This window comes from Rhizobium sp. R86522, from assembly GCF_042466255.1.
Taxonomy (GTDB): domain Bacteria; phylum Pseudomonadota; class Alphaproteobacteria; order Rhizobiales; family Rhizobiaceae; genus Allorhizobium.
The window spans coordinates 3,853,046-3,877,500 of the sequence record NZ_JAXHBX010000001.1 but is presented as its reverse complement, the minus strand read 5'-3'; the positions used below and the strand labels follow the sequence as shown (position 1 = coordinate 3,877,500).

At 60.8% G+C, this 24,455-nt stretch carries 21 protein-coding genes, 1 tRNA gene and 2 rRNA genes (1 of these 24 cut by a window edge); 8 read left to right on the top strand and 16 right to left on the bottom strand.

Features of this window, described 5'->3' with window-relative positions:
- The 3 genes from SJY08_RS18800 to SJY08_RS18790 form a co-directional block, all read left to right on the top strand.
- Positions 1-1,662 (top strand): 23S ribosomal RNA (locus tag SJY08_RS18800); it begins 1,137 nt to the left of the window's first position.
- 117 nt (positions 1,663-1,779) lie between these two features.
- Positions 1,780-1,894: ribosomal RNA gene (gene rrf / locus SJY08_RS18795) — 5S ribosomal RNA — on the top strand.
- A gap of 177 nt (positions 1,895-2,071) precedes the next feature.
- A tRNA-Met gene (locus tag SJY08_RS18790) sits at positions 2,072-2,148 on the top strand.
- Positions 2,149-2,240: 92 nt separating this feature from the next.
- On the opposite strand, the gene SJY08_RS18785 is transcribed toward SJY08_RS18790, so the two are convergent.
- The 7 genes from SJY08_RS18785 to SJY08_RS18755 form a co-directional block, all read right to left on the bottom strand.
- Complete coding sequence (locus tag SJY08_RS18785) at positions 2,241-3,128, bottom strand: SMP-30/gluconolactonase/LRE family protein (protein WP_377277547.1); 888 nt, start codon at positions 3,126-3,128, stop codon at positions 2,241-2,243.
- A gap of 22 nt (positions 3,129-3,150) precedes the next feature.
- Positions 3,151-3,918 (bottom strand): 2-oxo-tetronate isomerase, encoded by a 768-nt coding sequence (gene otnI, locus SJY08_RS18780; RefSeq protein ID WP_377277545.1) that lies wholly within the window; start codon positions 3,916-3,918, stop codon positions 3,151-3,153.
- 1 nt (position 3,919) lies between these two features.
- Positions 3,920-4,834 (bottom strand): L-threonate dehydrogenase, encoded by a 915-nt coding sequence (gene ltnD, locus SJY08_RS18775; RefSeq protein WP_054149287.1) that lies wholly within the window; start codon positions 4,832-4,834, stop codon positions 3,920-3,922.
- Positions 4,834-5,808, bottom strand: a complete 975-nt coding sequence (locus SJY08_RS18770) for an ABC transporter permease (RefSeq protein WP_377277542.1) — start codon at positions 5,806-5,808, stop codon at positions 4,834-4,836. The genes ltnD and SJY08_RS18770 overlap by 1 nt, the downstream gene beginning before the upstream one ends.
- Positions 5,805-6,773, bottom strand: coding sequence for an ABC transporter permease (locus SJY08_RS18765; protein WP_377277540.1), 969 nt, complete (start codon positions 6,771-6,773; stop codon positions 5,805-5,807). The genes SJY08_RS18770 and SJY08_RS18765 overlap by 4 nt, the downstream gene beginning before the upstream one ends.
- Positions 6,770-8,290, bottom strand: a complete 1,521-nt coding sequence (locus tag SJY08_RS18760; protein WP_377277538.1) for a sugar ABC transporter ATP-binding protein — start codon at positions 8,288-8,290, stop codon at positions 6,770-6,772. The genes SJY08_RS18765 and SJY08_RS18760 overlap by 4 nt, the downstream gene beginning before the upstream one ends.
- 71 nt (positions 8,291-8,361) lie before the next feature.
- Positions 8,362-9,480: a sugar ABC transporter substrate-binding protein gene (locus SJY08_RS18755; RefSeq protein WP_377277536.1), complete on the bottom strand. Its 1,119-nt coding sequence runs from the start codon at positions 9,478-9,480 to the stop codon at positions 8,362-8,364.
- Between the two features lie 198 nt (positions 9,481-9,678).
- Between SJY08_RS18755 and SJY08_RS18750 the strand changes: the two genes are divergently transcribed.
- The 3 genes from SJY08_RS18750 to otnC are packed head-to-tail and all read left to right on the top strand — an operon-like array spanning position 9,679 to position 12,611.
- Complete coding sequence (locus SJY08_RS18750) at positions 9,679-10,680, top strand: LacI family DNA-binding transcriptional regulator (protein WP_377277534.1); 1,002 nt, start codon at positions 9,679-9,681, stop codon at positions 10,678-10,680.
- A gap of 27 nt (positions 10,681-10,707) precedes the next feature.
- Entirely contained in the window at positions 10,708-11,973 is a 1,266-nt protein-coding gene (gene otnK / locus SJY08_RS18745) for a 3-oxo-tetronate kinase (RefSeq protein ID WP_377277532.1), read from the top strand.
- The gene (gene otnC, locus SJY08_RS18740; RefSeq protein WP_377277530.1) at positions 11,970-12,611 is read left to right on the top strand and encodes a 3-oxo-tetronate 4-phosphate decarboxylase; all 642 of its coding nucleotides are present in this window, start codon (positions 11,970-11,972) and stop codon (positions 12,609-12,611) included. The genes otnK and otnC overlap by 4 nt, the downstream gene beginning before the upstream one ends.
- A gap of 87 nt (positions 12,612-12,698) precedes the next feature.
- On the opposite strand, the gene SJY08_RS18735 is transcribed toward otnC, so the two are convergent.
- The 7 genes from SJY08_RS18735 to SJY08_RS18705 all read right to left on the bottom strand — a co-directional run bounded on the left by SJY08_RS18735 (position 12,699) and on the right by SJY08_RS18705 (position 20,225).
- Positions 12,699-14,102, bottom strand: a complete 1,404-nt coding sequence (locus tag SJY08_RS18735) for a mannitol dehydrogenase family protein (protein ID WP_377277528.1) — start codon at positions 14,100-14,102, stop codon at positions 12,699-12,701.
- Entirely contained in the window at positions 14,102-15,301 is a 1,200-nt protein-coding gene (uxuA, locus tag SJY08_RS18730) for a mannonate dehydratase (protein ID WP_377277526.1), read from the bottom strand. The genes SJY08_RS18735 and uxuA overlap by 1 nt, the downstream gene beginning before the upstream one ends.
- A complete protein-coding gene (locus SJY08_RS18725) occupies positions 15,298-16,368 on the bottom strand; it encodes an L-idonate 5-dehydrogenase (RefSeq protein WP_377277524.1) in 1,071 nt (356 codons plus the stop codon). The genes uxuA and SJY08_RS18725 overlap by 4 nt, the downstream gene beginning before the upstream one ends.
- A gap of 56 nt (positions 16,369-16,424) precedes the next feature.
- Entirely contained in the window at positions 16,425-17,831 is a 1,407-nt protein-coding gene (locus tag SJY08_RS18720; protein ID WP_069042692.1) for a TRAP transporter large permease, read from the bottom strand.
- 3 nt (positions 17,832-17,834) lie between these two features.
- Positions 17,835-18,410 (bottom strand): TRAP transporter small permease, encoded by a 576-nt coding sequence (locus SJY08_RS18715; protein WP_054149299.1) that lies wholly within the window; start codon positions 18,408-18,410, stop codon positions 17,835-17,837.
- A gap of 68 nt (positions 18,411-18,478) precedes the next feature.
- The gene (locus SJY08_RS18710; RefSeq protein WP_054149300.1) at positions 18,479-19,453 is read right to left on the bottom strand and encodes a sialic acid TRAP transporter substrate-binding protein SiaP; all 975 of its coding nucleotides are present in this window, start codon (positions 19,451-19,453) and stop codon (positions 18,479-18,481) included.
- 58 nt (positions 19,454-19,511) lie between these two features.
- Positions 19,512-20,225: a FadR/GntR family transcriptional regulator gene (locus SJY08_RS18705; protein ID WP_377277521.1), complete on the bottom strand. Its 714-nt coding sequence runs from the start codon at positions 20,223-20,225 to the stop codon at positions 19,512-19,514.
- A gap of 321 nt (positions 20,226-20,546) precedes the next feature.
- Between SJY08_RS18705 and SJY08_RS18700 the strand changes: the two genes are divergently transcribed.
- The gene (locus tag SJY08_RS18700; RefSeq protein WP_054149498.1) at positions 20,547-21,575 is read left to right on the top strand and encodes a four-carbon acid sugar kinase family protein; all 1,029 of its coding nucleotides are present in this window, start codon (positions 20,547-20,549) and stop codon (positions 21,573-21,575) included.
- Positions 21,576-21,577: 2 nt separating this feature from the next.
- On the top strand, positions 21,578-22,303 hold the full coding sequence (locus tag SJY08_RS18695) for a FadR/GntR family transcriptional regulator (protein WP_054149302.1): 726 nt from the start codon (positions 21,578-21,580) through the stop codon (positions 22,301-22,303).
- 76 nt (positions 22,304-22,379) lie between these two features.
- On the opposite strand, the gene SJY08_RS18690 is transcribed toward SJY08_RS18695, so the two are convergent.
- Both SJY08_RS18690 and pdxA read right to left on the bottom strand, forming a co-directional pair.
- Positions 22,380-23,492, bottom strand: a complete 1,113-nt coding sequence (locus tag SJY08_RS18690) for an iron-containing alcohol dehydrogenase (protein WP_377277518.1) — start codon at positions 23,490-23,492, stop codon at positions 22,380-22,382.
- 5 nt (positions 23,493-23,497) lie between these two features.
- Entirely contained in the window at positions 23,498-24,454 is a 957-nt protein-coding gene (gene pdxA / locus SJY08_RS18685; protein ID WP_377277516.1) for a 4-hydroxythreonine-4-phosphate dehydrogenase PdxA, read from the bottom strand.
- Between the last annotated feature and the right edge of the window lies 1 nt (position 24,455).

Sequence of the window (24,455 nt, the reverse complement as noted above, 5' to 3'; positions counted from 1 at the left end):
ACTGGTCTAAATAAGGGTCTTTGCGCCGAAAATGTAACGGGGCTAAAGCCATGCACCGAAGCTGAGGATTTGCAGTTTACTGCAAGTGGTAGCGGAGCGTTCCGTAAGCCTGTGAAGGGGTACCCGTGAGGGGCCCTGGAGGTATCGGAAGTGCGAATGTTGACATGAGTAACGATAAAGGGGGTGAGAGACCCCCTCGCCGAAAGACCAAGGGTTCCTGCTTAAAGTTAATCTGAGCAGGGTTAGCCGGCCCCTAAGATGAGGCAGAAATGCGTAGTCGATGGGAACCACGTTAATATTCGTGGGCCTGGTGGTAGTGACGGATCGCGTAACTTGTTCATTCTTATTGGATTGAATGGGCGAGGAAGCGGTTCCAGGAAATAGCTCCACCGTACAGACCGTACCCGAAACCGACACAGGTGGTCAGGTAGAGTATACCAAGGCGCTTGAGAGAACTATGTTGAAGGAACTCGGCAAATTGCACGCGTAACTTCGGAAGAAGCGTGACCCCTTTATACGCAAGTGTAATGGGGTGGCACAGACCAGGGGGTAGCGACTGTTTATCAAAAACACAGGGCTCTGCGAAGTCGCAAGACGACGTATAGGGTCTGACGCCTGCCCGGTGCTGGAAGGTTAAGAGGAGAGGTGCAAGCTTTGAATCGAAGCCCCAGTAAACGGCGGCCGTAACTATAACGGTCCTAAGGTAGCGAAATTCCTTGTCGGGTAAGTTCCGACCTGCACGAATGGCGTAACGACTTCCCCGCTGTCTCCAACATAGACTCAGTGAAATTGAATTCCCCGTGAAGATGCGGGGTTCCTGCGGTCAGACGGAAAGACCCCGTGCACCTTTACTATAGCTTTACACTGGCATTCGTGTCGGCATGTGTAGGATAGGTGGTAGGCTTTGAAGCAGGGACGCCAGTTTCTGTGGAGCCATCCTTGAAATACCACCCTTATCGTCATGGATGTCTAACCGCGGTCCGTCATCCGGATCCGGGACAGTGTATGGTGGGTAGTTTGACTGGGGCGGTCGCCTCCGAAAGAGTAACGGAGGCGCGCGATGGTGGGCTCAGACCGGTCGGAAATCGGTCGTCGAGTGCAATGGCATAAGCCCGCCTGACTGCGAGACTGACAAGTCGAGCAGAGACGAAAGTCGGTCATAGTGATCCGGTGGTCCCGTGTGGAAGGGCCATCGCTCAACGGATAAAAGGTACGCCGGGGATAACAGGCTGATGACCCCCAAGAGTCCATATCGACGGGGTTGTTTGGCACCTCGATGTCGGCTCATCGCATCCTGGGGCTGGAGCAGGTCCCAAGGGTTTGGCTGTTCGCCAATTAAAGCGGTACGTGAGCTGGGTTCAGAACGTCGTGAGACAGTTCGGTCCCTATCTGCCGTGGGTGTAGGAATATTGACAGGATCTGTCCCTAGTACGAGAGGACCGGGATGGACATATCTCTGGTGGACCTGTTGTCCTGCCAAGGGCATAGCAGGGTAGCTATATATGGAAGGGATAACCGCTGAAGGCATCTAAGCGGGAAACCCACCTGAAAACGAGTATTCCCTATCAGAGCCGTGGAAGACGACCACGTTGATAGGACGGGTGTGGAAGTGCAGTAATGCATGAAGCTTACCGTTACTAATAGCTCGATTGGCTTGATCGTTCTCATTGACCATGCTCATCGGCCCGGACAAAACCGGGCGATGATGCCAAATACGTGTTCAAAAAGACAAACAGGTAATCCCTGTACCAGCTTCTCAACAACATTGCCCTTAGCCGACCTGGTGGTCATGGCGGGGTGGCTGCACCCGTTCCCATTCCGAACACGGCCGTGAAACGCCCCAGCGCCAATGGTACTTCGTCTCAAGACGCGGGAGAGTAGGTCGCTGCCAGGTCTGCTAAAGGCAATGTTGTCAGGTTTTGTAAAAGCAAATACCTCACGTTTTGCTCACCGCAGAACCACAATCTTCTCAAGACACAATCGGCCCAAGCCGAAAACATCGGGCCGCATAAAGCGGCCCTTTTTGCTTGGTAAGAACTCTCAAGCGCAACAATAATAGTTGCGCTCTTGGCGCGGGGTGGAGCAGCCCGGTAGCTCGTCAGGCTCATAACCTGAAGGCCGCAGGTTCAAATCCTGCCCCCGCAACCAAAATCTCGAAAAAAAAACCGCCATATACTGAAAAGCTCCTCGCAAAACACGAGGAGCTTTTTGCGTTTCCTAGGCTCCGTCAATTCCTCAAGCTAGCCTCTCGCATTGAGGTAGACAGCGAACAGGGATCGCGTGGCAGTGATGTAGAGCCGGTTTTTCTCCCGCCCTCCAAAGCAAACATTGCTCACTGTCTCGGGAATCAGGATCTTGCCGATGAGCGTCCCATCAGGCCCAAGGCAATGGACGCCATCGCCCGCACTCGTCCATACATGTCCTGCATGATCAATGCGAAGGCCATCATACATGCCGTTAGGGCACTCGGAAAACACACGACCGGAGGCTGGCTTCGCCGATGTATCCAAAGCATAGGCCATGAGCTTAGCCGGCTGAACACCGCTGTCGACCACGTACAAAGTCTGTTCGTCACGCGACAAGGTGAGTCCGTTCGGCTGCTGCAAATTGGTGATGACTGCTTCAAGCTGGCCTTCACGCGTGAGCCGATAGACGTTCTGGCTTCCGATTTCGCTTTCCGCGAGTGACCCCTCATAAGGGGTCGAGATGCCATAGCTTGGATCGGTGAACCAGATATTGCCTTTGCTGTCCGCAATCACGTCGTTTGGCGAATTCAGCCGTTTGCCGCCGAAACTCTCGGCCATAGTTGTCAGGCTACCATCATGCTCTCGGCGAGTGATGCGCCGAGTAAAGTGCTCGCAGGAAATTACCCGTCCTTCACGATCGAGAGTATGGCCGTTGGCAAAGTTGGACGGAGCTTCGAAAATCGCGACCGTCTCGTTTACCTCGTCGTATCGCAGGACACGATTGTTCGGGATGTCCGAGAAGAGCAGATGGCGTGCCGCCGGCACGTAGACTGGCCCCTCCAGCCAGCGTCCGCCGGTGTAGAGTTGGTCGACATGCACATTCGGCAGGATCAGCGATTTGAACGCCGGGTCAACGATCTCGAACCAATCCGTGTAACGCATTCCACCCAAGCTCCCGACAAGATTAGAGTTTGTTCATCCAGCCAAGCCCCTCGCGGGTACCCGCAGCCGGGCGATATTCGCAGCCGACATAACCGAGGTAGCCGACCGCATCGATCTCGCCGAAGATCCTGCGGTCATCGAGCTCTCCGGTCATAGGTTCGTGCCGCTCCGGCACCGAGGCGATCTGGATATGACCGATGATTGGCGCCATCTGCCGCAGCGCCATAATCACGTCCCCATGCAGGATTTGCCGGTGATAGACATCAAACTGCAGCTTCACATGTGCCGTATCCATTTCGCCGATGAAGTCGACTGCGCGGTTGAAGTCGTTGAGGAAATAACCCGGCATGTCGCGACCGTTGATGGGCTCTATGACGAGACCGATGCCAGCCTCGCCAGTGCGGTCGGTCGCGCGCTTCAGGTTGTTGCGATAGGTGACGATCGCGGCCGGATCGGTGGCCGGTGCAATTCCCGCCATCATGTGCAGAAGCGGCGTGCCGATGACCTTGGCATAGGCGATGGCCATATCCAGGGCTGCTGCGAAATCCGCCTCGCGTCCGGGCAGTGCGGCCATGCCGCGCTCGCCAGCCACCCAGTCGCCGGGCGGCATGTTGAACAGCGCCTGGGCAAGGCCCGCAGCCTGCAGCCTCTCGGCGACGAGTTCGGCCGGATGGTCGTAAGGGAAGAGATATTCCACCGCTGTGAAGCCGCAGTCGGCTGCGGCCGCGAAACGGTCGAGGAAGAGCACCTCGTTGAACATCATCGACAGATTGGCAGCAAACTTGGGCATGTCAGTCCTCGTCTTCCATGCCGGGCAGCTTGAGGCCGGAAACCTTCGCGAGCAGGCGCGCCACCGAGCTGTCGTCGTCCCGGCCCATGCCGGCGGCCTCGGTCATGATGAAGAGCTGAAGCGCAGCACTTGCGATCGGCAGAGGGAACTTCGTCTGGCGACCAATATCGGATACGATGCCGAGATCCTTGGTGAAGATCGCAACCGCGCTGTGCGGCGTGTAATCGCCTTCCAGCACATGCGGGATTCGGTTTTCGAACATCCAGCTGTTGCCGGCCGACTTGGTAATCACGTCGAAGACGCGTGAAATGTCGAGGTCGAGACTCTTGGCGAAGGTAATCGCCTCGCAGGCAGCAGCGATGTGTACCCCTGCCAGCAGCTGGTTGACGATCTTGAACGAGGAGCCGATGCCGGGCTGGTCACCGAGTTCGTAGACTGTTCCCGCCATCGCATCGAGCGCCGGTCGTGCTGCAGCAAAGGCTGCCTCCGAGCCGGAGGCCATAAAGGTCAGCTGACCAGCTTCGGCCTTTTTCGAGCCGCCGCTGATCGGACCATCGACATAAAGAAGGCCAGCTTCCTCGACGCGGGCGGCAAAGCGCTTGGCCTCTGACGGCGAGATGGTGGCGCAGGCGATCACCACTCCGCCGGGCTTCATGGCAGATAAGACACCGTTTTCGGCAAACAGCACGGTCTCGGTCTGTGCCGCATTGACCACGACGACGACGGCAATGTCGGCGCCGGTTGCCGCATCGGCGGGACTTTTGGTAGCGGCGGCGCCAGCGGCTTCAAGCGCTGTCAGGGCATCGGCACTGATGTCAAAGCCACGCACCGCAAGACCGGCCCGGACCAGCGAGCGCGCCATGCCGAGGCCCATGGAGCCGAGGCCGACGACGGCGACGGACGGAAGGTGAGACATCAGCGAAAGCTCCTTTTGTAGCCACGGATCAAAAGCATGGCCAGAATGATGACACCGAAGACAATCTGCCTGAAGGCTTCCGGCATCTGCAGCACAGAGAGGATAGAGGAAAGAAGGGTGATGAAGATTGCCCCGACGATGGTGCCGCCATATCCACCCTGGCCTCCCATGATCGACGTTCCCCCGATGACCACAGCGGTGATAACAGGCAGCATATAGGGGTCGCCCATGCCCTGATAGGCCTGGTTGGCATAGCCGGCGAGCAGGATGGCGCCGATGGCCGTAAAGACGCCAGCGACCACGAAGGTGAGGGTGGCAACGAGCCGCACGCGAATGCCGGAAAGGTAGACGGCCTTTTCCGAATTACCCATGGCGATCAGATATTTGCCGTAGACTGTCCGGTGCAGCAGGTAAAACATCGCCGCCATCACCACCAGCCAGAATAGGAAGGCGTTGGGGATGCCGAAACTGCGCTCGAGTGACAGCGTGATCGAGAGTGGTGGAGCCATGCCGCGCGGCTTGAAGCCGCCGGTGAAGAAGACCACGGACCCGATCAGCATTGAGTTCATCGCCAGCGTCCAGACCATCGACGGCAGGCGCAGGAAGGCGACGCCGATGCCGTTGATCAAGCCGATCAGGGCGCCGGTCGCAAGCCCGATCGGGATGGCGAGTGTGGCAAGCGTCGGATCCTGCGAGCCGGCAACCGTCGTAGTGACAATGGCAATTGCCGTGATTGCGGCCGGCACCGACAGGTCGATATGGCCGAGCAGGATGACCAGCGTGGCACCTGCGGCAATGATCCCTAGAAAAGAAGCGATCTGCAGTTGCTGCAGGAGATAACCCGCCGTCAGAAATGTCGGCAGAATGGTCCCGCCGGCGGCCAGCAGCAGGCCGCAGCCAATGGCAACGACGAGAACGGCGGGATCAACGGGAAGGCTTGGCCTTGATGGCCCTGATATCGCGCGGTCGGTCATTGGGCGAACAACTTCAGTTTGTTGCGGACACGCAGCACGCCGACGGAGCCGAAGGCAATCGCCAGCGCCAGGATCAGCCCCTCGAAAAAGGGCTGGGCGAGGGGAGGAAGGCCGGAGAAGAACATCAGCGAGGCGACTGTCTTCAACAGCATGGCGCCGACGGCGACGCCCACTGCCGTGCCGATACCACCGGCAAGCGACACGCCGCCAAGCACGATCGCGGCAATCGAGTTCAGGGTGTAGGTCGGACCGATGCCGGCATCGCCGGTCATCGTGACCATGGAGACATAAAGCCCCGCCATGCCGGCCATCAGCCCGCCCAGCACATGGGCGGAGATGCGCATGGATGTCGTGTTGATGCCGGTGAGCTGCGCCGAATGCTCGTTGGCTCCAAGTGCTTTCAGCGCCATGCCGAAACTCGTCTTGCGCAGCACGATGGTGATCACAAGCACGGTGACAATGATTAGTATCAGAGAGGTCGGGATAGGGCCGATCGCGTAGGTGAAGGCATCGGAAAGCTCGGAGTTTACACCGCCGCCTGGCGTCGGCCTGAGGTAAAGCGCGATGCCGGAATAGATCGCGCCGGTGGCGAGGGTCGCGACGATCGGCGGCACGTTGCCGAAGCAGACGAAGAGGCCGGTGAATAGCCCGCAGGACATGCCGACCAGCAGCACGGCAGCCATGCCGAGGAAAAGCGAGCCGCCATCGCCGGCGAGTACGAAGGAAGCCGTGACATTGGTCAGCGCCACGACCGCACCGACCGAGAGGTCTATGCCGCGTACCAGGACAACAAAGAACTGAGCGAAGGCGGCAAACACCAGGAGCGCGGACTGGTTGGACCAGATCGTCAGTACATAGGTGGAGAGCCCCCGCGGATGCGTGGCGATGTAGAGGACAAAAAGAGATACGAAGGCGATGGTCGGGATAATGACGCGCAGGTTGCGTCGGATGTAGAGCGCGGTCATTGCACGGTCTCCGGCGCTGATGGGGCAGTGCTGAGGCCCATGGCGGCTGAAATCAGGTTTTCAGGCGTCAGTGTGTCTCCGCTGAGTTCCCGCGCGATGCGGCCACGATAGAAGACTGCGACCCGATCGCAGAGATGCACGAGCTCTTCGTAATCCGTCGACTGCATGACGATCGCGATGCCCTGTCCGGCAAGGTCGGTGAGCAGGCGGTAGATCTGCGCCTTGGTCTTCACGTCGATGCCGCGGGTGGGATCGAGCAGCAACAGGCAGCGTGGTCCAAGCGCCAGCCATTTGGCAAGCAGCACCTTCTGCTGGTTGCCACCCGACAGTGACATGACGGGATCGGAGAGCTGGCCATAGGTCAATTCGAGGCGTTCGAGAAGGGCTAGGCAGCCGGCGTCGAGCGCTTCGCTGTCGGCGTGAAGTCCGATGCCGGCAAGCCGCATGTTGTCTGATATCGACAGCGGCTGGATCATGCCCTCTGTCTTGCGATCTTCGGGAACCAGCGCGATGCCGATCTCCGGTGACTTCGACCGATGCGGCGAGCGGCGCTCATAGACTTTGCCGGAGAGCTCGATCGACCCGCTGACGCCCGAGAGTGTGCCAAAGATCGCTTCGAGCACGCGCTGCTGGCCCTGGCCTTCGAGGCCACCGAGACCATAGATCTCGCCCGGGCGTACCGTGAAGCCGACATCGAAGAGTTCACCGGCGAAGGACAAGTCCTTGATGGAAAGAAGCGGTGCAACATTCGCAGGCACCGCCGAACGCGGTGGCGGGAAAAGCCGGTCCATGGTCTCGCCGATCATCAGCGACACGATGCTCTGGTTGTCGATCGTGCCTGCCGGGAAGGTGTGGACATGCTGTCCGGCGCGAAACACCGAGATCGTGTCGGCGAGGGCCTCGACCTCGTGGAAACGATGGGAAATGAACAGTATGCAGCAACCTTCGTCGCGCAGTTTGCGGATGACGGTGAACACTTTCTCGACGGCGGAGGCGCCGAGTGCGGAGGTGGCCTCATCGAGGATGAGAAGACGCGGTTTCTGGTAGAGCGCCTTGGCGATTTCCACCCGCTGCCGGTCTGCGAGAGAGAGTTCCTCCACGGGCGTGTCGAGAGAAATGCTCTCGGCACCGATCAGGTCGAGGGCTGCACGGGCTTCCTCATAGGCTTTGGCGAGCATGAAGCCGAAGCGTGTTTGCGGGCGGGCAAGCGTGATGTTGTCGCCGACAGAGAGTGTCGGCAGGAGCGACAGTTCCTGGAACATGCAGACGATACCGGCGGCAGACGCCTGTCGCGTTCCGGAAAACCGGATGGGCCGGCCATCGAGGCGCATCTCGCCGGTCGTCGGCTGGATGACCCCGGAAAGCAGTTTCATCAGTGTCGACTTGCCGGCGCCGTTTTCGCCGAGGATGGCGTGCACGGAGCCCGGTCGGGCGGAGAAATCGATCGTCTTCAGGGCCTGGATCGGCCCATAGGACTTCGAAATCCCCGAAAGCTCGATGAATGGAGCTGTCGTCATTCTGGCATGTCCTAGTATTGACCGGGCGGCGGCGCCTTAAGGGGGCAGGCACCGCCGTCCAGCCGGGAGGATCAGGTATTGTCGGGGGTCTGGCCGAGCAGCTCTTCCGGGGTGAAGACCGGGAAGCAGTTCGGATAGCCAGTCGCGGTGTAGAAGGTATCCGGCAGGTTCGGGAAGTAGTCCGTTCCTTCCTTCAGTTCTGCGTTGTCCTTGTTCGGGATCGGCAGAAAGACCTTCTGTGGCAGGCTGTTGCCCTCAAGCAGCGAGACGGCGGCTTCGAGTGCCACGGCCGACATGACGGGCGCCTGGGCTGCGGTGAGGCCCGGATATTTCCCTTCAGCGATCAGCTTGCGGGCGCCGTTGCCGGCATCGCCACCGATCGGAACGACCGGGTGACCGGCATTCTTCATGGCGTTCAGTGCGCCGATCGTGCCTTCCTGGACCATGACGCCGTCAAAGTTGCCATTGGTGGCGATCGCGTCGGCGGTGACCTTCTGCACGGTGCCGGCATCCCAATTGCCGACAACCTGCACGACCTTCAGACCAGGATGCTTGTCGAGCACGGAGCGCATGCCGAGATGGTTGTCACGGTCCGTCGCATTGCCCGGCAGGCCGGAGACTTCGAGCACGCTGCCCTCGACCTTGCCCTTGGCCTTCTCGATCTCACGCACGACGGCTTCCGCCTTCATCGCGCCGAGCTCGAACTGGTTTTCGTTCACCTGCACGATGGCATCGGTGTCGAGCACGTTGTCGAAGGGCACGAGCACTGTGCCGGCCTGTTCGGCGCGCTTGATGACGGAGGAGAAGGCGGTCGGGTTGACGGCGATGAAGGTGATCGCGTCGTAGCCGGCGGCGATGAAGTTGTCGATCGCAGCGATCTGGGCGGCGCTGTCATTGCCGACCGAGACGACGGTGAATTCGGACAGCTTTGCCTTGTTTTCTTCGCGGGCCGCCCAGGCCTTCGCGCCCTGGATGGCGGTCACGCGCCAGTCATTGCCGGCGAAGCCGTTGACGAACGCAACCTTGTAGGGGCCATCCCGCTTCTCGTACTTGATGACCTTGGCATTGTCGGGTGCTGCAGAGAAGCACTCCGGACGATGGGTGTCTTCGGCGCGGACGGCCGAACTGAAACTGAAGACGCAGAGCATCGCGGCCGACGCGGCAAGCGCGGCCTTGTTAAAGGTTCTCACGGTGAACTCCTCCCGAAGTGTAATCTCCCAGAAAGCGCTAATCTCAGCGCTAACATAATTTTTTAAGCACATCCTCTAGCCACGATCAAGCGAAATATGTTAGCGCTGAGATAAAGTTCATGGCACGGTCCTGAAGAGCAGATCGCGTGTCGCCGTCTTGGCCAATCGGGCAATGCGGCAGGGGAGGAGACGAAACAAATGCAGCCGGAGACGCCGACGCTCACTCATGTGGCTCGCCTGGCGAATGTCAGCGAGAACACCGTGTCACGGGTCATCCGCAACAAGGGCTCGATTGCGGAGGAAACCCGCAAGCGCGTTCTCGACGCCATCGACACGCTCGGCTACGTGCCCAATCGCGCGGCCGGCTCGCTCGCCTCCTCGGCGTCGCTGATCATTGGCGTGATCCTGCCGTCGCTCTCCAACATCGTTTTTCCTGAGGTGCTGCGCGGCATCCATGCCGGTCTCGCCGACACGCCTTATCAGCCGATGATCGGCGTCACCGATTATGACCTCGGCAAGGAGCAGCAACTCGTCTCCTCGCTGCTCGCCTGGCAGCCGACAGCCCTGATCACCACAGGCTTCGAACACACAGACGCTGCGCGCCGCATGCTGGAGAACAGCCGCATTCGCATTGCCGAACTTATGGACATCGACGATACGCCGATCGATCTCGCGGTTGGCCTGTCTCATCGACGGGCCGGTCGCGCGACAGCCGAGCATCTGGTGCGGCGCGGCTATAGCCGTATCGGTTATGTCGGTCACGATTGGACAGCCGACCGCCGCGCCCGCGCCCGCTATGACGGCCTCTGCGAAGCGCTGGCTGAAGCCGGCCTGTCGCTCTCCGTCGAGAAGCGCCATGACGGTCCGAGCTCGACGATTGCCGGCCGCGACACGCTGGCCGGTCTGCTCGCCGATGGCGCTGTGGCCGATGCCGTCGTCTTCTCGAACGACGACATGGCGGTCGGTGGCTTCATGCATTGTCTGGGCGCCGGTATCCCGGTGCCGGAGCGGGTCGCCCTTTTCGGCTTCAACGGACTGGAGATCGGCCAGGCGTTGCCGAAGCCTCTGTCGACGGTCCGCTCGAACCGCTTCAACATCGGCAAGACAGCGGTCGAAGCGCTGCTCGCTCAGGCCGAACGGCCGGGCGAAGCTCAGATCATCGATACCGGATTCGCCATCATCGACGGCGCAACGGCCTGACCGCGCGCCACTTCACCGGAGACTACCATGCTTTTGGGCGCCATTGCCGACGACCTGACCGGAGCCACCGACCTTGCCCTGATGCTGTCACGGGAGGGCATGCGAACCATCCAGACGATCGGCGTTCCCAAGGCCGGCCTTGATCTTTCGGGCGTCGACGCGGTGGTGGTTGCGCTGAAGTCGCGCACCAATCCTGCAGCTGAAGCTGTCGCCATGTCGCTCGAGACGCTTTCCTTCCTGCAGGCGGCGGGTGCGAAGCAGTTCCTGTTCAAATATTGCTCGACCTTCGATTCCAGTCCCGTCGGCAATATCGGTCCCGTCACCGAAGCCCTGATGCAGGCGCTCGGCACGGATCTGACGATTGTCTGCCCGGCTTTCCCGGCCAATGGCCGAACCATTTACAAGGGCCATCTGTTTGTCGGCGACCAGCTGCTGTCCGATAGCCCGATGCGCAATCATCCGCTGACCCCGATGACCGACGGCTCGCTGGTTCGCCTGATGGCCGGCCAGTCGCAGCTGAAGGTGGGGCTGGTGACCCGTGAAACGGTCGGGCAGGGAGCTTCAGCCGTCGCGCAAGCCTTCGAAGCTGCGCGTGACAAGGGCGAACAGGCGCTGGTCGTCGATGCGTTGACCGATGCCGATCTCCGGGTGATCGGTGAGGCCGCTGCCGGACTGACCCTGATCACCGGCGGCTCCGGTATAGCGCTCGGTCTGCCTGAAAATTTCCGTCGCGCCGGCCGCTTGCGCTCTTCTGGAGAGGCGCTCGCCTTTTCCGCGCCGGCGGGACGGTCGATGATCCTTGCCGGGTCTTGTTCGGAAGCGACCCGCAGCCAGATCCGCACGGCGATCGAGGCGGGCGTGCCCGCGCTCAAGCTTGATCCTATCGAGATCGCCGAGGGACGTTTCCGGGTTGAGCAGGCTCTGTTCTGGGCACTCGGCCAGTCGGCACGGGCACCACTGATCTATTCGAGTGCCGAACCGGACGAGGTAAAGGCAGCCCAGGCTGCCCTCGGTCGCGAGAGGGCCGGATCGCTCATCGAGCATTTCCTCGCCGAGACCGCGCTCGGCCTCAAGGCCGCTGGCGTCCGCCGCCTGATCGTCGCCGGTGGCGAGACCTCGGGTGCCGTGGTCGGTGCGCTGGCACCCGACGCGCTCTTCATTGGTCCCGAGATCGATCCCGGTGTGCCCTGGACGTTGACTCTCGGACAGACGGAGCCGATGGCGCTGGCGCTGAAGTCCGGCAATTTCGGTGCACCCGATTTCTTCCTCAAGGCCTGGGACCTCCTGCCATGACATCCATTGTCTCCGAGGAAACCCGCCTGCGCGACGAGATCGCCGAGGTCGGCAAATCCCTCTTCGATCGCTGCTTCACCTTCGGCTCGACCGGCAATATCAGCGCGCGGCTCTCGAATGGCGAAATGCTGATGACGCCGACCAATGCCTCCATGGGGTCGCTCGATCCCGGCCGACTGTCGAAATTCACGGCCGAGGGCGTGCATGTCGGCGGTGATAAGCCGACCAAGGAAGCCTTCCTGCACCAATGCATGTATTGCGCGCGGGAAAGCTCGGGCGCGGTCGTTCATCTGCATTCCACCCATGCGGTCGCTGTCAGCATTCTTGACGGCCTTGATCCCGATGACGTTCTGCCGCCGCTGACGGCCTATTACGTGATGCGGGTCGGGCGCCTGCCGATGGCCCCCTATTATCCGCCAGGGGATGCAGCGCTCGCCGAAGCCGTGCGCGAAAGGGCTGAACATAGCCATGCGGTCCTTCTGGCCAACCACGGCCCCGTCGTTGCGGGCAAGACTTTGAAAGAAGCACAGTATGCGATGGAGGAGCTGGAAGAGACCGCCAAGCTCTTCCTGATGCTGCGAGGCGAACGCTTAAGGCCGCTGACCTCCGCGCAGGTCGACGCTTTGCGCTCGACCTAGCCCAATCGTCTGCTGCGCGGGCAGGCCTCGATGACCTTTAGCTGCGAGTCTGTTCTTCCCGCTTCTCCATGTCTTCGCCCTGATCAGCTAGAACGACAGGATCGCTGCGTTTATCCTGTCGCGCCAGTCGCGTGCATCGATCAGTTCCTGCGGGAATAGACCAGCTATTGCGAAAAACGGTGCGGAGGGGTCGGTGGCGCCCATGCTTGCCGCCGCCGCAATCACCTCGCTGCGACGGGGATCACCGCAATCACCTCGCTTCTTCACCGATGCCATCCAGACCCCCACTGCATAGGCCGTCGCGCCCGCTGTCTGACCTTTCGCCAACATGTCGACGGTGGGCGCCAAAAGCCGCTGCGGTAATTTTTGCGTGGTATCGAGCGCGATCTGGATATTGCGATGGTCGATTGTCGGATTGGAAAAGCGTGCCAGAAGATCGTCGATGTAAGCGGCAAGGTCGATGCCGTGCACCGGATCGAGCGTCGAGGCGACCTCTTCCATATGCAGGCGCGCTTTTGCCGCCAGATGCGGTACGGCCATCACGTCGCGAATATAGTCGAGATTTCCAAGGATCCCGAGATGGGCGAGCAGCGTATGCGTACCGTTGAGCAATCGTAGCTTCATCTTCTCATAGGGCTCGACATTCCCGGCGAAGATTGCGCCGCCGGCCTCCCAGGCGGGGCGACCGGAAACGAAGTCATCCTCGATGACCCATTGCAAAAATGGCTCCGTATCGATTGCCAGTGCGTCCAGGGCTCCGAGCAGTCTCTCGGCACGAAGCCGGGTGGTGTCGGTGGCGGCGGGCACGATCCGGTCGACCATGGAACAGGGAAACCGACCCTTATCGGCGATCCAATCGGCCAGCGCGGGATCGCGCAGCTGGGCCATCTCCAGAACCAGGCGACGCACGACATTGCCGTTGGATGGCAGATTGTCGCAACAGAGAACCGTGTAGGGTGCAAGCCCTGCAGCGCGCCGCAGGGCAAGCCCCTCAACGAGAAAGCCCAGCACACCAACGGGCGCATCTGGCCACTTAAGGTCCGCGGCAATGGCTTGATGAGCGTGGTCCAACCCGCCCGTTGCCGGATCAAGACCATAGGCCTTCTCCGACACGGTAAGCGTCACAACACGGATCGCCGGATCGGCCAGGGCTGAAAGCACCCGGGCGCCATCATTAGCGGCACAGATCCAGTCGACAGTCGCGCCGATGACTTCGGACTGATCGCCCGCCTCGCTCCGCGTAGTGATGGAATAGAGGCCATCCTGTGCTGCGAGCGCTTCGACCGGCTCGGACGAGCGCAGGTTTACGGCAATGATGCCCCAGGGTCCGAATTCGGCTTCCAGAGCATGCTGCGTGAACACTGCCTGATGCGCCCTGTGGAAGGCGCCGATCCCGATATGTACGATGCCGGGCTTCAGTTTCGTCCGGTCAAATTGCGGTTGACGAACCCGATCCGGAAGACCTGTGGTGCTGGAGAGCCTTTGCATCATCAGCCTCCCAGCCCGTATTGGGCATGCGACAGCGTGCGCTCGATGCCGCGAAGCTCTGCCAGGCCCTTGAGCCTGCCGATGGCGGGGTAGCCCGGCTGTGCCCCACGCGTCAGGTCATCGAGGATTTCCTGTCCATGGTCGGGGCGCATGGGAATTTGGTGATCTTCACGCCCTTCCTTGCGCCGTTTTGCCTCCTCCGTGATCAAGGCTGCGATGACAGCCACCATGTCGGTCCCGCCTTCCAGATGTTCGTCCTCAAAAAAGGAGCAGGGGACTGTGTCGGTGTCGCGGGTCACGTTGCGGAGGTGGACGAAGTGGATGCGGTCGGCAAAGCGCTTGGCAAGAAAAGGCAGATCATTGTCAGGGCGCGCGCCGAGTGATCCGGTGCAGAGGGTTACGCCGTTGGCGCTGAGATCAACGGCATCCAGCATATGCGCATAGTCGGCTTCTGTTGAAAGTATGCGCGGCAGACCGAGCAGCGACCAGGGTGGATCATCGCCGTGTGCGCAGATATTGATGCCGACCTGCTGGGCGACCGGCGCGACTTCGCTCAGGAAATCGACGAGGTTTTGCTGCAGCCGTTCGCGGTTGACGCCTTGATAGGAGCGGAGCTTCTCAAGCAACTGCTCGAGTGTGTAGCCATCGGCAGAGCCCGGCAGGCCGGCACCGATATTCTTGCCGAGGGCCGTGATCTTGGCATCCTCCATCCCGGAGAAACGCCGTGCTGCCTCGTCGGTCAGCCAGTCCGGATAGTCTGCGGCAGCCTCGGGGCGGTTCAGGATATGGATGTCGAAAGCTGCGAAATCGACGAGATCAAAGCGCATGGCTTTGGCGCCGTGACCCGTCTCCCACCGCAAATCCGTCCGCGTCCAGTCGAGGATCGGCATGAAGTTATAGCAGACTGTTCGTATGCCCGAGGCCGACAGGCGTCTGAGCGTTTCCTGCCAGTTGGCGATGTGGCGCTTCCAGCCGCCGGTCTGCGTTTTGATGTCCTCGGACACCGGAATGCTCTCGACCACATCCCACACCAGACCGCCGGCCCGGATCGCGTCATGCCGTTTGGCGATCTCGTCTTCCGGCCAGACCTCGCCGGTCGCGATGTGGTGCAGTGCGGACACGATGCCCTCGGCGCCGGCCTGCGCCGCATCTCTCACACTGACTTTGTCGATGGGGCCGAACCAGCGCCAGGTATGTCTCATCTCTCGTCCTTTAGGCTTTTATCCGTCTGTTGAAATGTGATCTGCACCTTGCAGGCCTTCGAGCGGTCACCGGCCTGTTCAAATGCCTCCACCACCGCATCGAGTGGGAAACTGTGGGAAATGATCGGACGCACATCGATCTCGCGCGTCGAGATCAAGGCGACGGCCTCAGAGAATTCCTCATGGAACCGCTGCGAGCCACGCCAGACGATTTCCTTGCCGACCAGTGCGTTGAGGGGAATGGTGACGTCGCCAGTCACGCCGACCTGGACCAGAATGCCCCGCGGCTTGATCGCAGTAAACGCGGAGCGCAGGGCAGGTCCAGCCGCTGAGCAGTCGAAGACCACGTCGAAATAGCCCTTGTGTTCCGTGAAGGGCAGAAGACCGTCCGGCTCGCTTTTTACATTGATGGCTTGCGTGGCGCCCATCGAGAGCGCACGCGACAAGGCGGAGTCGGCCAGATCCGTGACCACGATCTGGCCGGCACCTGCATAATGCGCGGCGGCCACGGTCAAGAGACCGATCGGCCCCGCGCCCGTGACAAGAACGGTCTTGCCGTTGAGATCGCCGGCCTGAGCGATTGCATGGAGGCAGACCGCCAGCGGCTCTGCGCAGGCCGCTTCTCCCGGTGTGACGCCCCCACCCACCGGATGGCATTGAATGGCGGGCACGACCAAGTGCTCGCGAAACATGCCGTCTTCATGCGGCAAGCGCATGGCCGAGCCCATGAAGCGCATGTCCAGGCAGTGAATGGGTTGCCCGATCCGGCAATACTGGCACTGGCCGCAGGGTTGGGACGGATTGACCGCCACAAGTTGCCCAAGTTCAAGACCTGAAACACCGTCGCCAATTTCCTCCACAAAGCCGGAGGCTTCGTGACCGGCGACGATGGGTTCGCGGACACGGACCGGGCCAAAGCCGCCATCCTGGTAATAGTGCAGGTCCGAGCCGCAGATGCCGCCTGCCGCCATGGCAAGCCGAACCTCTCCAGCTCGACATGTCGAATAGTCGAGATGCTCAACGCGCAGGTCGCGCTCAGCATGAAGGCGGGCAACGCGAGTTTGCATCGCACAGAGACCTTTCGTTCAAGACCGAGATCAGCCCGCCAGTGCGGACCGGCAGATCAACGGATCAGACCGAGTTGCGTCGGCAGCCACATGGTGATGGCTGGGATGAAGGTGATGAGTCCGAGCGCCAGGAACAGCGGGATCATCCAGGGCAGGATGGCCAGCGTCGTCTTTTCCACCGACAGCTTGGAGATGCGCGACAGCACGAAAAGTACCATGCCGACGGGTGGGGTCAGAAGCCCGATCATGAGGTTGAGCGTGATGATCACGCCGAGATGTACCGGATCAATGCCGTAGCGGGCCGCAATCGGCATCAGGATCGGCACAAGGATGCTGATCGCGGCAATCGTATCGAGGAAGGCGCCGACGACCAACAAAAGGACGTTGACGATGATCAGGAACATCCACCAGTTGTCAGTCAGGTTGAACATGAAGTCTGCGAACAGCTGCGCTGCCTGGCTCACCGTCAACAGCCAGGCGAATATCGACGCGGCGGTGACGATGAACAGCACCGAGGCCGTGGTCTCGATGGTGTCGAACGAGGCCTTAGCCAGCGTCCTCACCGTCATGGTCCGATAGCGGACGAGCCCGAGAAACAGCGACCATAGAACAGCAGCGACGGCCGCCTCTGTCGGCGTGAACCAGCCCATCGTCATGCCGCCGATCAGCAGCACGGGTGTCATCAGCGCCATGACCGCGGAAAAGTCGAAATACCAGTCGAGCGCCACGAGAACCGCAAGTCCGATCAGCACCGCGATATTGACCGACATTCCCGCCAGGATCATCAGGTAGATGGCGCCAGGGAAGGCGAGGACGATCACCACTTCCAGCGAGGCAGCCAGCAATTGCTTCAGCTCGAATGGGGTATCAGAGCCCCAGCCCTTGCGCTTGGCGAAGATGTAAACCGTCAGCATCATCAGGATCGTCATGACGACCCCTGGAATGATGCCAGCCATGAACAGCGCCCCGATGGAGGCATTGGCCATCATGCCGTAAATGACGAAGGGCAGAGATGGCGGGAAGATGGGACCCAGAGTGGCCGAGGCCGCGGTAACCCCAACGGCGGCCTCCACCGGATAGCCATGGTCCTTCATGGCCTTGATTTCGATGGTCCCAATGCCGGCGGCATCGGCAAGCGCCGTTCCGGACATGCCGGAGAAAACCACGGAGCCGATGATGTTGACCTGTGCCAAGCCACCCTTCATCCAGCCGACGAGTGACAGGGCGAACTTGTAGATGCGGCCCGTCACCCCGGCAATGTTCATGAGATTGCCGGCCAGAATGAAGAAGGGCACCGCAATCAGAGGGAAGCTCTCGACACCGGCGATCATGCGTTGGGCCGCGATGATGTCAGGGGCAACGCCATAGATCACGAGATAGGCGAGTGATGCGACGGCCATGGAGACCGCAACCGGCGTGCCGAGGATCAACAGAAACAGAAAGGAACCGATGAGAAGCAGCATAGTCTAGATCCCCCCTGCGTGAATGTCTTCCTGCGCCCTCTGGCGCGCGGTTTTCGTCCCCGTCAGATCCTTGACGAGGTTATGGATGGAGCGGACAGACATCAGCGCAAAGGCTGCAAAGACGGTATAGAAGACGATGCCACGTGGCAGGTCCACGGTGACCATGCGCTCCCCGCCGACAATCTCCAGATAGCGCCACATCAACCAGGTCATGTAGGCGAAGAAGGCGATGCCGATGGCATCGACGACCGTTTCGAGCACCCTGACCGCCCGCGTTGGCAGAAAGCGGTAGAGCAGGTCCACCTGGATATGCCGCATGGTGCGCACGCACATGACTGACCCCATGAAGACGACCACGACGAGGCAGTTGGCTGCGATTTCCTCGGTCCAGGAAAAGCTGTTGTTCAAAACGTAGCGTGTAAAGAACTGCAGAAATACGGCTAGGCCCATGCCCCAGAAGACGGCCAGCGTTACCCAGTCTTCGATGGCGTGATGCGATAGATCAATTGGCGTGGCTTCCTCCTCGAAAGCATGCGCCATCTCCTCCACACTGATCGGCGCGTGCGGGTGCTCCGTCATGGGTCGGCTCCAATTCTCTATGATTTGAAAATGGGTCCCGGCGCCGGACAGGCGCCGGGACGGCGCCATTACTTGATGGCGCGGATGGCTTCCCAATCAGCCTTGTCGTAGCCGAAGTCCTCGAACTTCGCCTTGGCGATGACATTCGCTTCGAAGTCAGCCTTGTCGACTTCGGTAACTGTGATGCCCTTCGCCTTGAACTCGTCAACGAGCGCCATTTCACGGGCTTCGATGGTCTTTGTCGTGCGGGCTGCTGCTTCCAGCATCACTTCGGTGAAGATCGCCTTGTCTTCATCCGACAGACTTGCCCAACGGGTCTTGGAAACCACCGTATTCAGGTGGTCAACGATGTGGCCCGTGAGCACGATGTTCTTCTGGACTTCGTAGAACTTCTTGGCCTCGATCGTCGTCAGCGGGTTTTCCTGGGCTTCGACCGTGCCATTCTGCAGAGCGAGATAAACTTCCGCAAAAGCGATCGGTGTTGTGTTAGCGCCGCAGGCCCGCGGCATTGCCAGATAGGCCGGCACATCCGGCACGCGGATCTTCAAGCCCTCCATGTCGGCGCATTTGCCGATCGGGCGGTTTGAGGTCGTATGCCGCGTTCCGTAGTAGCTGACGGCGACGATATGGTTGCCGGTCTTTTCTTCATAGCCGGCGGTCAGTTTCTTGAAGACGTCGCTCTTCGTGTAGGCCAGGAGATGGCTCGGGTCGCGGAAGATATAGGGATAGTAGGTGACGCCGATCGGATTGTGGTCGCGTGCGGCAAAGCTTGAACCTGAGATGATGATGTCGACGGTGCCGAGCTTGAGACCCTGGTTGATGTCGGCTTCCTTGCCGAGTTGCGAAGCCGGAAAGACGTCGATCTTGTACCGGCCTTCGGTTCGCTTGGCGATCTCCTCTGCCGCCCAGACGGAATCCGTGTGGAAGGGCTCCGAGGTTTCATAAACATGGGCCCATTTCAGAACGGTCTCGGCATGGGCCGAGACCGTGGACGCGACAATCACTGCCGCTGCTCCAAGAAGCGTCTTAAGTGTCAGTTTCATGTATTCCTCCCATTGAAACAGAACTCTTTGGAAAACCGTCGGCGCAAGGCCTGAACGGTCAGTCTTCTCTGGTCGGCTCCTCCTCAAAGCTTTCCGAGAATCTCCTCTGCGCCAGCGTCAGATGGCGCCGCATGGCCTCTCGGGCACCGTCAGGGTCCCGGGCTGCGATCGCGTTGCGAATGATGCGGTGCTCTTCGAGCGCCAGCTTCCAGGTATGTGGCCCCTCGAAATAGCTGGCCAGCTTCTTGAAATACGGCGACATGCGCGAATCGTAGATCAGGCCAGTAAAGTGCTTGAGCGCCGAATTGCCGATGATGTCGGCGATCGCCGTATGGAAATCGCGGTCGCACGCCAGCGCCACCGCGCCATCGTCCAGTGCGCCCTCCATGCGGTCCAGGATGGCGTCGATACGCATGAGACTTTCCGCCGTCGCAAGCCTTGCGGCCTCTTCCGCGATGCCGCTTTCGATCAGGCAGCGCGCCTGCAGGATTTCCAGCGGTCCTTCGCTGTCATCATGGTCGATCGCATGCAGGGTCGGCCCGGGCCGGCTGCTGATGTAGACACCAGAGCCCATGCGGATCTGAATGTGCCCCTCGACCTCGAGCACGATCAGCGCTTCACGGACAGTCGGTCTTGAGACCGAAAAACGGTCTGCGAGCTCCCGCTCGGGCGGAAGCCGTGAGCCCGGCTTCAATTCACCCGTTTCGATGAGCGCACGGATCTGCTCCGCGACCTGGCGATAAAGCCGGCGCGGCTCCAAAGCCACGAACATGAAAATCCTCCGAGCGTATCACTCCCCTGATACGCAGGCGGTCAGATTGTCTGACCAATTTTGAGTATGATTTTTTAATCGATCCTGTCAAGCGGGTTTGCAACAGGGCCGAGTGTGGCGGTTCGTCGGAGGGTGCTCAGTTGCGCTGGAGGAAGGGCTGCGCTCGAACGGGCACCGAGCAGGTTAGCATGTCTGGAGAAGCAGGCGGATCGGTGCTCGCCAAGCTGGCGTTCTCAGGCTATGATTTGTTATCTTGCTGTTGCATCCTTCTGGAAATGCGATCATATTTCGATCAAGAAGATAACAACATGGAGCATGATGATGCTTGTCATCATTGCCGATGATCTGACCGGAGCATTGGACACAGCTGCCCCCTTTGCCGCGCGCGGGCTGCATACCGAAGTCGCCTTGACGCCGAATGCGGTCCCGTCAGGGCTTTCACAGTTGCCAGCTGTCCTGTCGATCAATCTGGCCTCCCGGGAGCGGTCTGCAGAAGATGCGTTACAAGCCATGCGTCAGGTGATGGAAGCACTGCCGCCCAATGTCACGCTGTTCAAAAAGGTCGACTCGCGCCTCAAGGGGCATATCGCAGTCGAGCTTGATGCCATTCCATTCAAGCGCGCACTTGTCGCGCCCGCTATTCCTGCCTTTGGCCGCGTCGTCCGCGACGGACATGTCGAGGGATTTGGAGTACCGACGCCCATTTCCGTGGCGAACGCCTTGGGTCACCATGCAGCGCGATGCAGCATCGTCGATGCAGCGACAGATCAGGACATGCGTGATGCTCTGGCGGGCGCCCACGCCGAGGGCATCGATCTCTTCATCGGCGCAAGAGGGCTTGCCGAGGCATTGGCTGTCGAGATGACCGGCCAGCCGATGTCCGAGCTGGTTGAGCCTCCCATCGGCCCCGCACTCTTTGTCATCGGGTCGTATGATCGCATCACCGTGGAGCAGGTCGATCGCTTGCGCGAGATGGAGGCTGTGAGCCACCATCCGGCACCCAACGGCTTGCTGGAGATTGTCGCCCAACCGCATATGTTCCCAATACTTGTGCAGGCGGTCTCCGGCGACACAGAGATAGGCTCGGAGGAGGTCGCTCGAAACCTTGCGTCCTCAGTGCACCCCGAGTTGACTGTGGGTGCTCGCACTCTGCTCCTTTGCGGGGGGGCGACCGCAGAAGCCGTTATGGCTCGCATGGGGATCAAGTGTTTTCGTTTGCAGGGTGAATGTCTGCCAGGGCTCGGGCTGGCCTATGCCGGAGGGCAATGTATCATCGCCAAATCAGGCGGATTCGGAGTGCCGGAAACATTGGTGATGCTCGCCGAAAAGCTGCATGGGGGCAGGGGCTGACAATGGGACTGCAAAGCGGAACGGCACGTAAGAGCCTGGCGGATCTGGTATTCGAGCGGATGCATCGGGCGATCAAATCGGGGTCTTACCAACCGGATGAGCGATTGCCGACCGAACACGATCTGGCGATCGAGTTCGAGGTATCCCGTCCGATCATTCGTGAAGCGCTCAGGCGCTTGCGCGAGCAGGGCTTCATCTATTCTCGCCGCGGCGCGGGCAGTTTCGTGCGCTCTGTCGGGATGAAGCAGCCGCTCGGCTTCGGTCAGCTGGAAAACGTTGCCGATCTTCTGAATTGCTACGAATTCCGCCTGAACCTTGAGCCGGCGGCGGCAGAAGCCGCAGCCCTGCGGCACACGCCCGGCATGCTCGCCGCAATCCGCGAGGCGCTCGAACTGATGCGGGATGCGACCAATAGGCAGGCGCACCGCGAAGACGCTGACTTCCAGTTCCATCTCGCCATCGCACGCGCTGCCAACAATACCTATTTCTCGACGGCCATGGAGGCCCTGAAGGACCACATCGCCGTAGGCATGCGCTTCCATGGGGTTTCCGTCAAACGGGACAATGCCGGCCTTTCACGGGTCTTTGCCGAGCATGAGGCAATCGCCGAGGCAATCGCGGCAGGCGAGGGCGCTCGCGCCAGGGAGTTGATGCACACACATCTGACCGGGTCACGCGCCCGCCTGTTCCAGTCCAGCGCTTCTCTGGCAGCGGTTTCCGAGGGATGAGCGGAGAATGCTCAGCGCAGAATCAAAGAGGGGGCCGATTGGGCCCCCTTCATTTTGTGCAGATGAAAATGGTCCGTCAGTACGCCGCTCTGTAGATTGCGAGCACGTCTTCGACCGCCATCTCGGCCGGATTGTTGTCCATCAGACGACGGTTGCCATGGGCTTCTGCTGCATAGCCGGCGAGCGCATCTTCTTTGGCACCGTGGCGGGATAGCTGCATTTCGATATCGAGATCCGTGCAGAAGCGGCAGGCATTCTCCAGCAGGGCGTCGGGCGCGCTTGCACTGAACCCGAGGGCCTCGGCCACCTCCGCCGTCTTGTCGCGGACGACCGACTGGTTGAAGGCGAGCACATGCGGAAACACGATCGCGTTGGCGAGGCCATGCGGCAGACCGAGACGCGTACCGAGCGGATAGGCGATAGCATGTCCGGCCGCCGTGTTCACCGGCCCGAGGCAGATGCCGCCATAGTAGGACGCAAGCATCATGCCTTCGCGCGCTTCGGTGTCAGACCCGTCCTTGACGGCGCGGGCGAGATATTTGCCCACGAGGCGGAAACCCATGCGAGCAAAGCCATCGATCATCGGATGGGCGCGCTTGTTGGTAAAGGCCTCGACGCAATGGGCCATGGCGTCGACGCCTGTTGAGGCGGTGACTGCCGGCGGTACGGAGAAGGTCAGTTCCGGATCGAGGACTGCAATGTCGGCGATCATGTGCGGGCTTTCGACCGCGATCTTGGCGCCCTTCACCGGATCGGTGATCAGCGAGCGAATGCCCGCCTCGGAGCCCGTCCCGGCGGTTGTCGCGACCTGCACAAGGCGGGTGTTGCGGCCAGCCACCCTGTTGGGGCCTGCAACGTCGACGAGTGTCTGCTCGCTGTCCCACAAAGCGGCAACGAGCTTGGCCACGTCGAGGACAGAACCCCCGCCAAGCCCGACAACGACCTGGGGCCTGACCCTGCGCGCAACCGCAAGGGCCGCATCCAACGTCGCTACGTCAGGTTCGCCGGGGATCGCGTCGAAGATCTCGATCTTGCCGGGCAACATGAGCCGATCGATGAAGCCTGCCGTGATCGGGGTAGCAATGACGAGAACGGACGTTGCATCGTCCACAAGGCCGCCGACCTGGCTGATCGCGCCGGCGCCGACGATCAGGCGGCGCGGCTGGTGAAGGGTGATGGATGCGGTCATCAGGGTCATCCTTGCTGAGTCCGGCCGGCGACTAGCTTGCGGGCATAGGCGATGGCGGAATTCATGTTGCCGTGGTTTGCGATGCCCTTGCCCGCGATGTCGAAGGCGGTGCCGTGATCGACCGAGGTGCGGTCGATCGGCAGTTCGACGGAGACGTTGACGGCCGTGTCGAAGGCGACAAGCTTGATCGGGATATGGCCCTGGTCATGATATTGCGCGACCACGAGATCGAAGGCGCCGGAATAGGCGCGGTAGAAGACCGTATCGGCCGAAATCGGCCCCTGGACGTCGATGCCCTCGGCGCGCGCTGCGGCAACGGCGGGTGCAATCTGGTCGTCGTCTTCGGTGCCAAAGAGGCCGTTTTCGCCGCAATGGGGATTGATGCCGGCAACCGCGATGCGCGGCTTGTCGTAGCCGATGCGCTTGAGGTGGTCGTTGCCGGCCTTGATGGTCGCCAGCACCCGTTCGGTGGTCGCCCGGCGGATCGCTTCCTGCAGCGAAACATGGGTCGAGACATGGATGACCTTCAGGCGTTCCGAGGCGAGCAGCATGTAGGCCGCCTTCGAGCCGGTGAGGCTGCGCAGCATGCCGGTATGGCCGTCATAGTGATGGCCTGCCAGGTTCAGCGCTTCCTTGTTAATCGGGGCTGTGACGATGCAGCCAATCGTTCCGGCCTGGGCATCGCACACGGCTTGCTCGATGAAGCGGAAGGCGGCGTCGCCCGCGACGGGGCTCAAAGTGCCCCAGGGAAGCGGAGCGCCTTCCACCTCGACGTCGACGACATAGGGCACGAGATCAATGGACAGGCCCAGTGCGTCACGTGCGGCGTTCAAGGTCGCGAGATTGCCGTAGATTCGCGTGGCCGCGCGATCTTCGGCCGACATTTCGGCCAGCGCCCGGACCGAAATCTCAGGACCGACGCCGCAGGGATCGCCCATGGTGATGCCGATAATGCCGCTCATG

Bases quoted from the DNA above. Each gene is read 5' to 3' on its own strand.
- SJY08_RS18720 (WP_069042692.1), bottom strand. From the start codon at position 17,831: ATGCTGCTTCTCATCGGTTCCTTTCTGTTTCTGTTGATCCTCGGCACG.
- otnI (WP_377277545.1), bottom strand. From the start codon at position 3,918: ATGCCCAAGTTTGCTGCCAATCTGTCGATGATGTTCAACGAGGTGCTC.
- pdxA (WP_377277516.1), bottom strand. From the start codon at position 24,454: ATGAGCGGCATTATCGGCATCACCATGGGCGATCCCTGCGGCGTCGGT.
- SJY08_RS18785 (WP_377277547.1), bottom strand. From the start codon at position 3,128: ATGCGTTACACGGATTGGTTCGAGATCGTTGACCCGGCGTTCAAATCG.
- uxuA (WP_377277526.1), bottom strand. From the start codon at position 15,301: ATGAGACATACCTGGCGCTGGTTCGGCCCCATCGACAAAGTCAGTGTG.
- SJY08_RS18765 (WP_377277540.1), bottom strand. From the start codon at position 6,773: ATGACCGCGCTCTACATCCGACGCAACCTGCGCGTCATTATCCCGACC.
- otnC (WP_377277530.1), top strand. From the start codon at position 11,970: ATGACATCCATTGTCTCCGAGGAAACCCGCCTGCGCGACGAGATCGCC.
- SJY08_RS18710 (WP_054149300.1), bottom strand. From the start codon at position 19,453: ATGAAACTGACACTTAAGACGCTTCTTGGAGCAGCGGCAGTGATTGTC.
- SJY08_RS18735 (WP_377277528.1), bottom strand. From the start codon at position 14,102: ATGATGCAAAGGCTCTCCAGCACCACAGGTCTTCCGGATCGGGTTCGT.
- SJY08_RS18690 (WP_377277518.1), bottom strand. From the start codon at position 23,492: ATGACCGCATCCATCACCCTTCACCAGCCGCGCCGCCTGATCGTCGGC.
- SJY08_RS18715 (WP_054149299.1), bottom strand. From the start codon at position 18,410: ATGACGGAGCACCCGCACGCGCCGATCAGTGTGGAGGAGATGGCGCAT.
- SJY08_RS18750 (WP_377277534.1), top strand. From the start codon at position 9,679: ATGCAGCCGGAGACGCCGACGCTCACTCATGTGGCTCGCCTGGCGAAT.
- SJY08_RS18705 (WP_377277521.1), bottom strand. From the start codon at position 20,225: ATGTTCGTGGCTTTGGAGCCGCGCCGGCTTTATCGCCAGGTCGCGGAG.
- otnK (WP_377277532.1), top strand. From the start codon at position 10,708: ATGCTTTTGGGCGCCATTGCCGACGACCTGACCGGAGCCACCGACCTT.
- SJY08_RS18760 (WP_377277538.1), bottom strand. From the start codon at position 8,290: ATGACGACAGCTCCATTCATCGAGCTTTCGGGGATTTCGAAGTCCTAT.
- SJY08_RS18700 (WP_054149498.1), top strand. From the start codon at position 20,547: ATGCTTGTCATCATTGCCGATGATCTGACCGGAGCATTGGACACAGCT.
- SJY08_RS18725 (WP_377277524.1), bottom strand. From the start codon at position 16,368: ATGCAAACTCGCGTTGCCCGCCTTCATGCTGAGCGCGACCTGCGCGTT.
- ltnD (WP_054149287.1), bottom strand. From the start codon at position 4,834: ATGTCTCACCTTCCGTCCGTCGCCGTCGTCGGCCTCGGCTCCATGGGC.
- SJY08_RS18695 (WP_054149302.1), top strand. From the start codon at position 21,578: ATGGGACTGCAAAGCGGAACGGCACGTAAGAGCCTGGCGGATCTGGTA.
- SJY08_RS18770 (WP_377277542.1), bottom strand. From the start codon at position 5,808: ATGACCGACCGCGCGATATCAGGGCCATCAAGGCCAAGCCTTCCCGTT.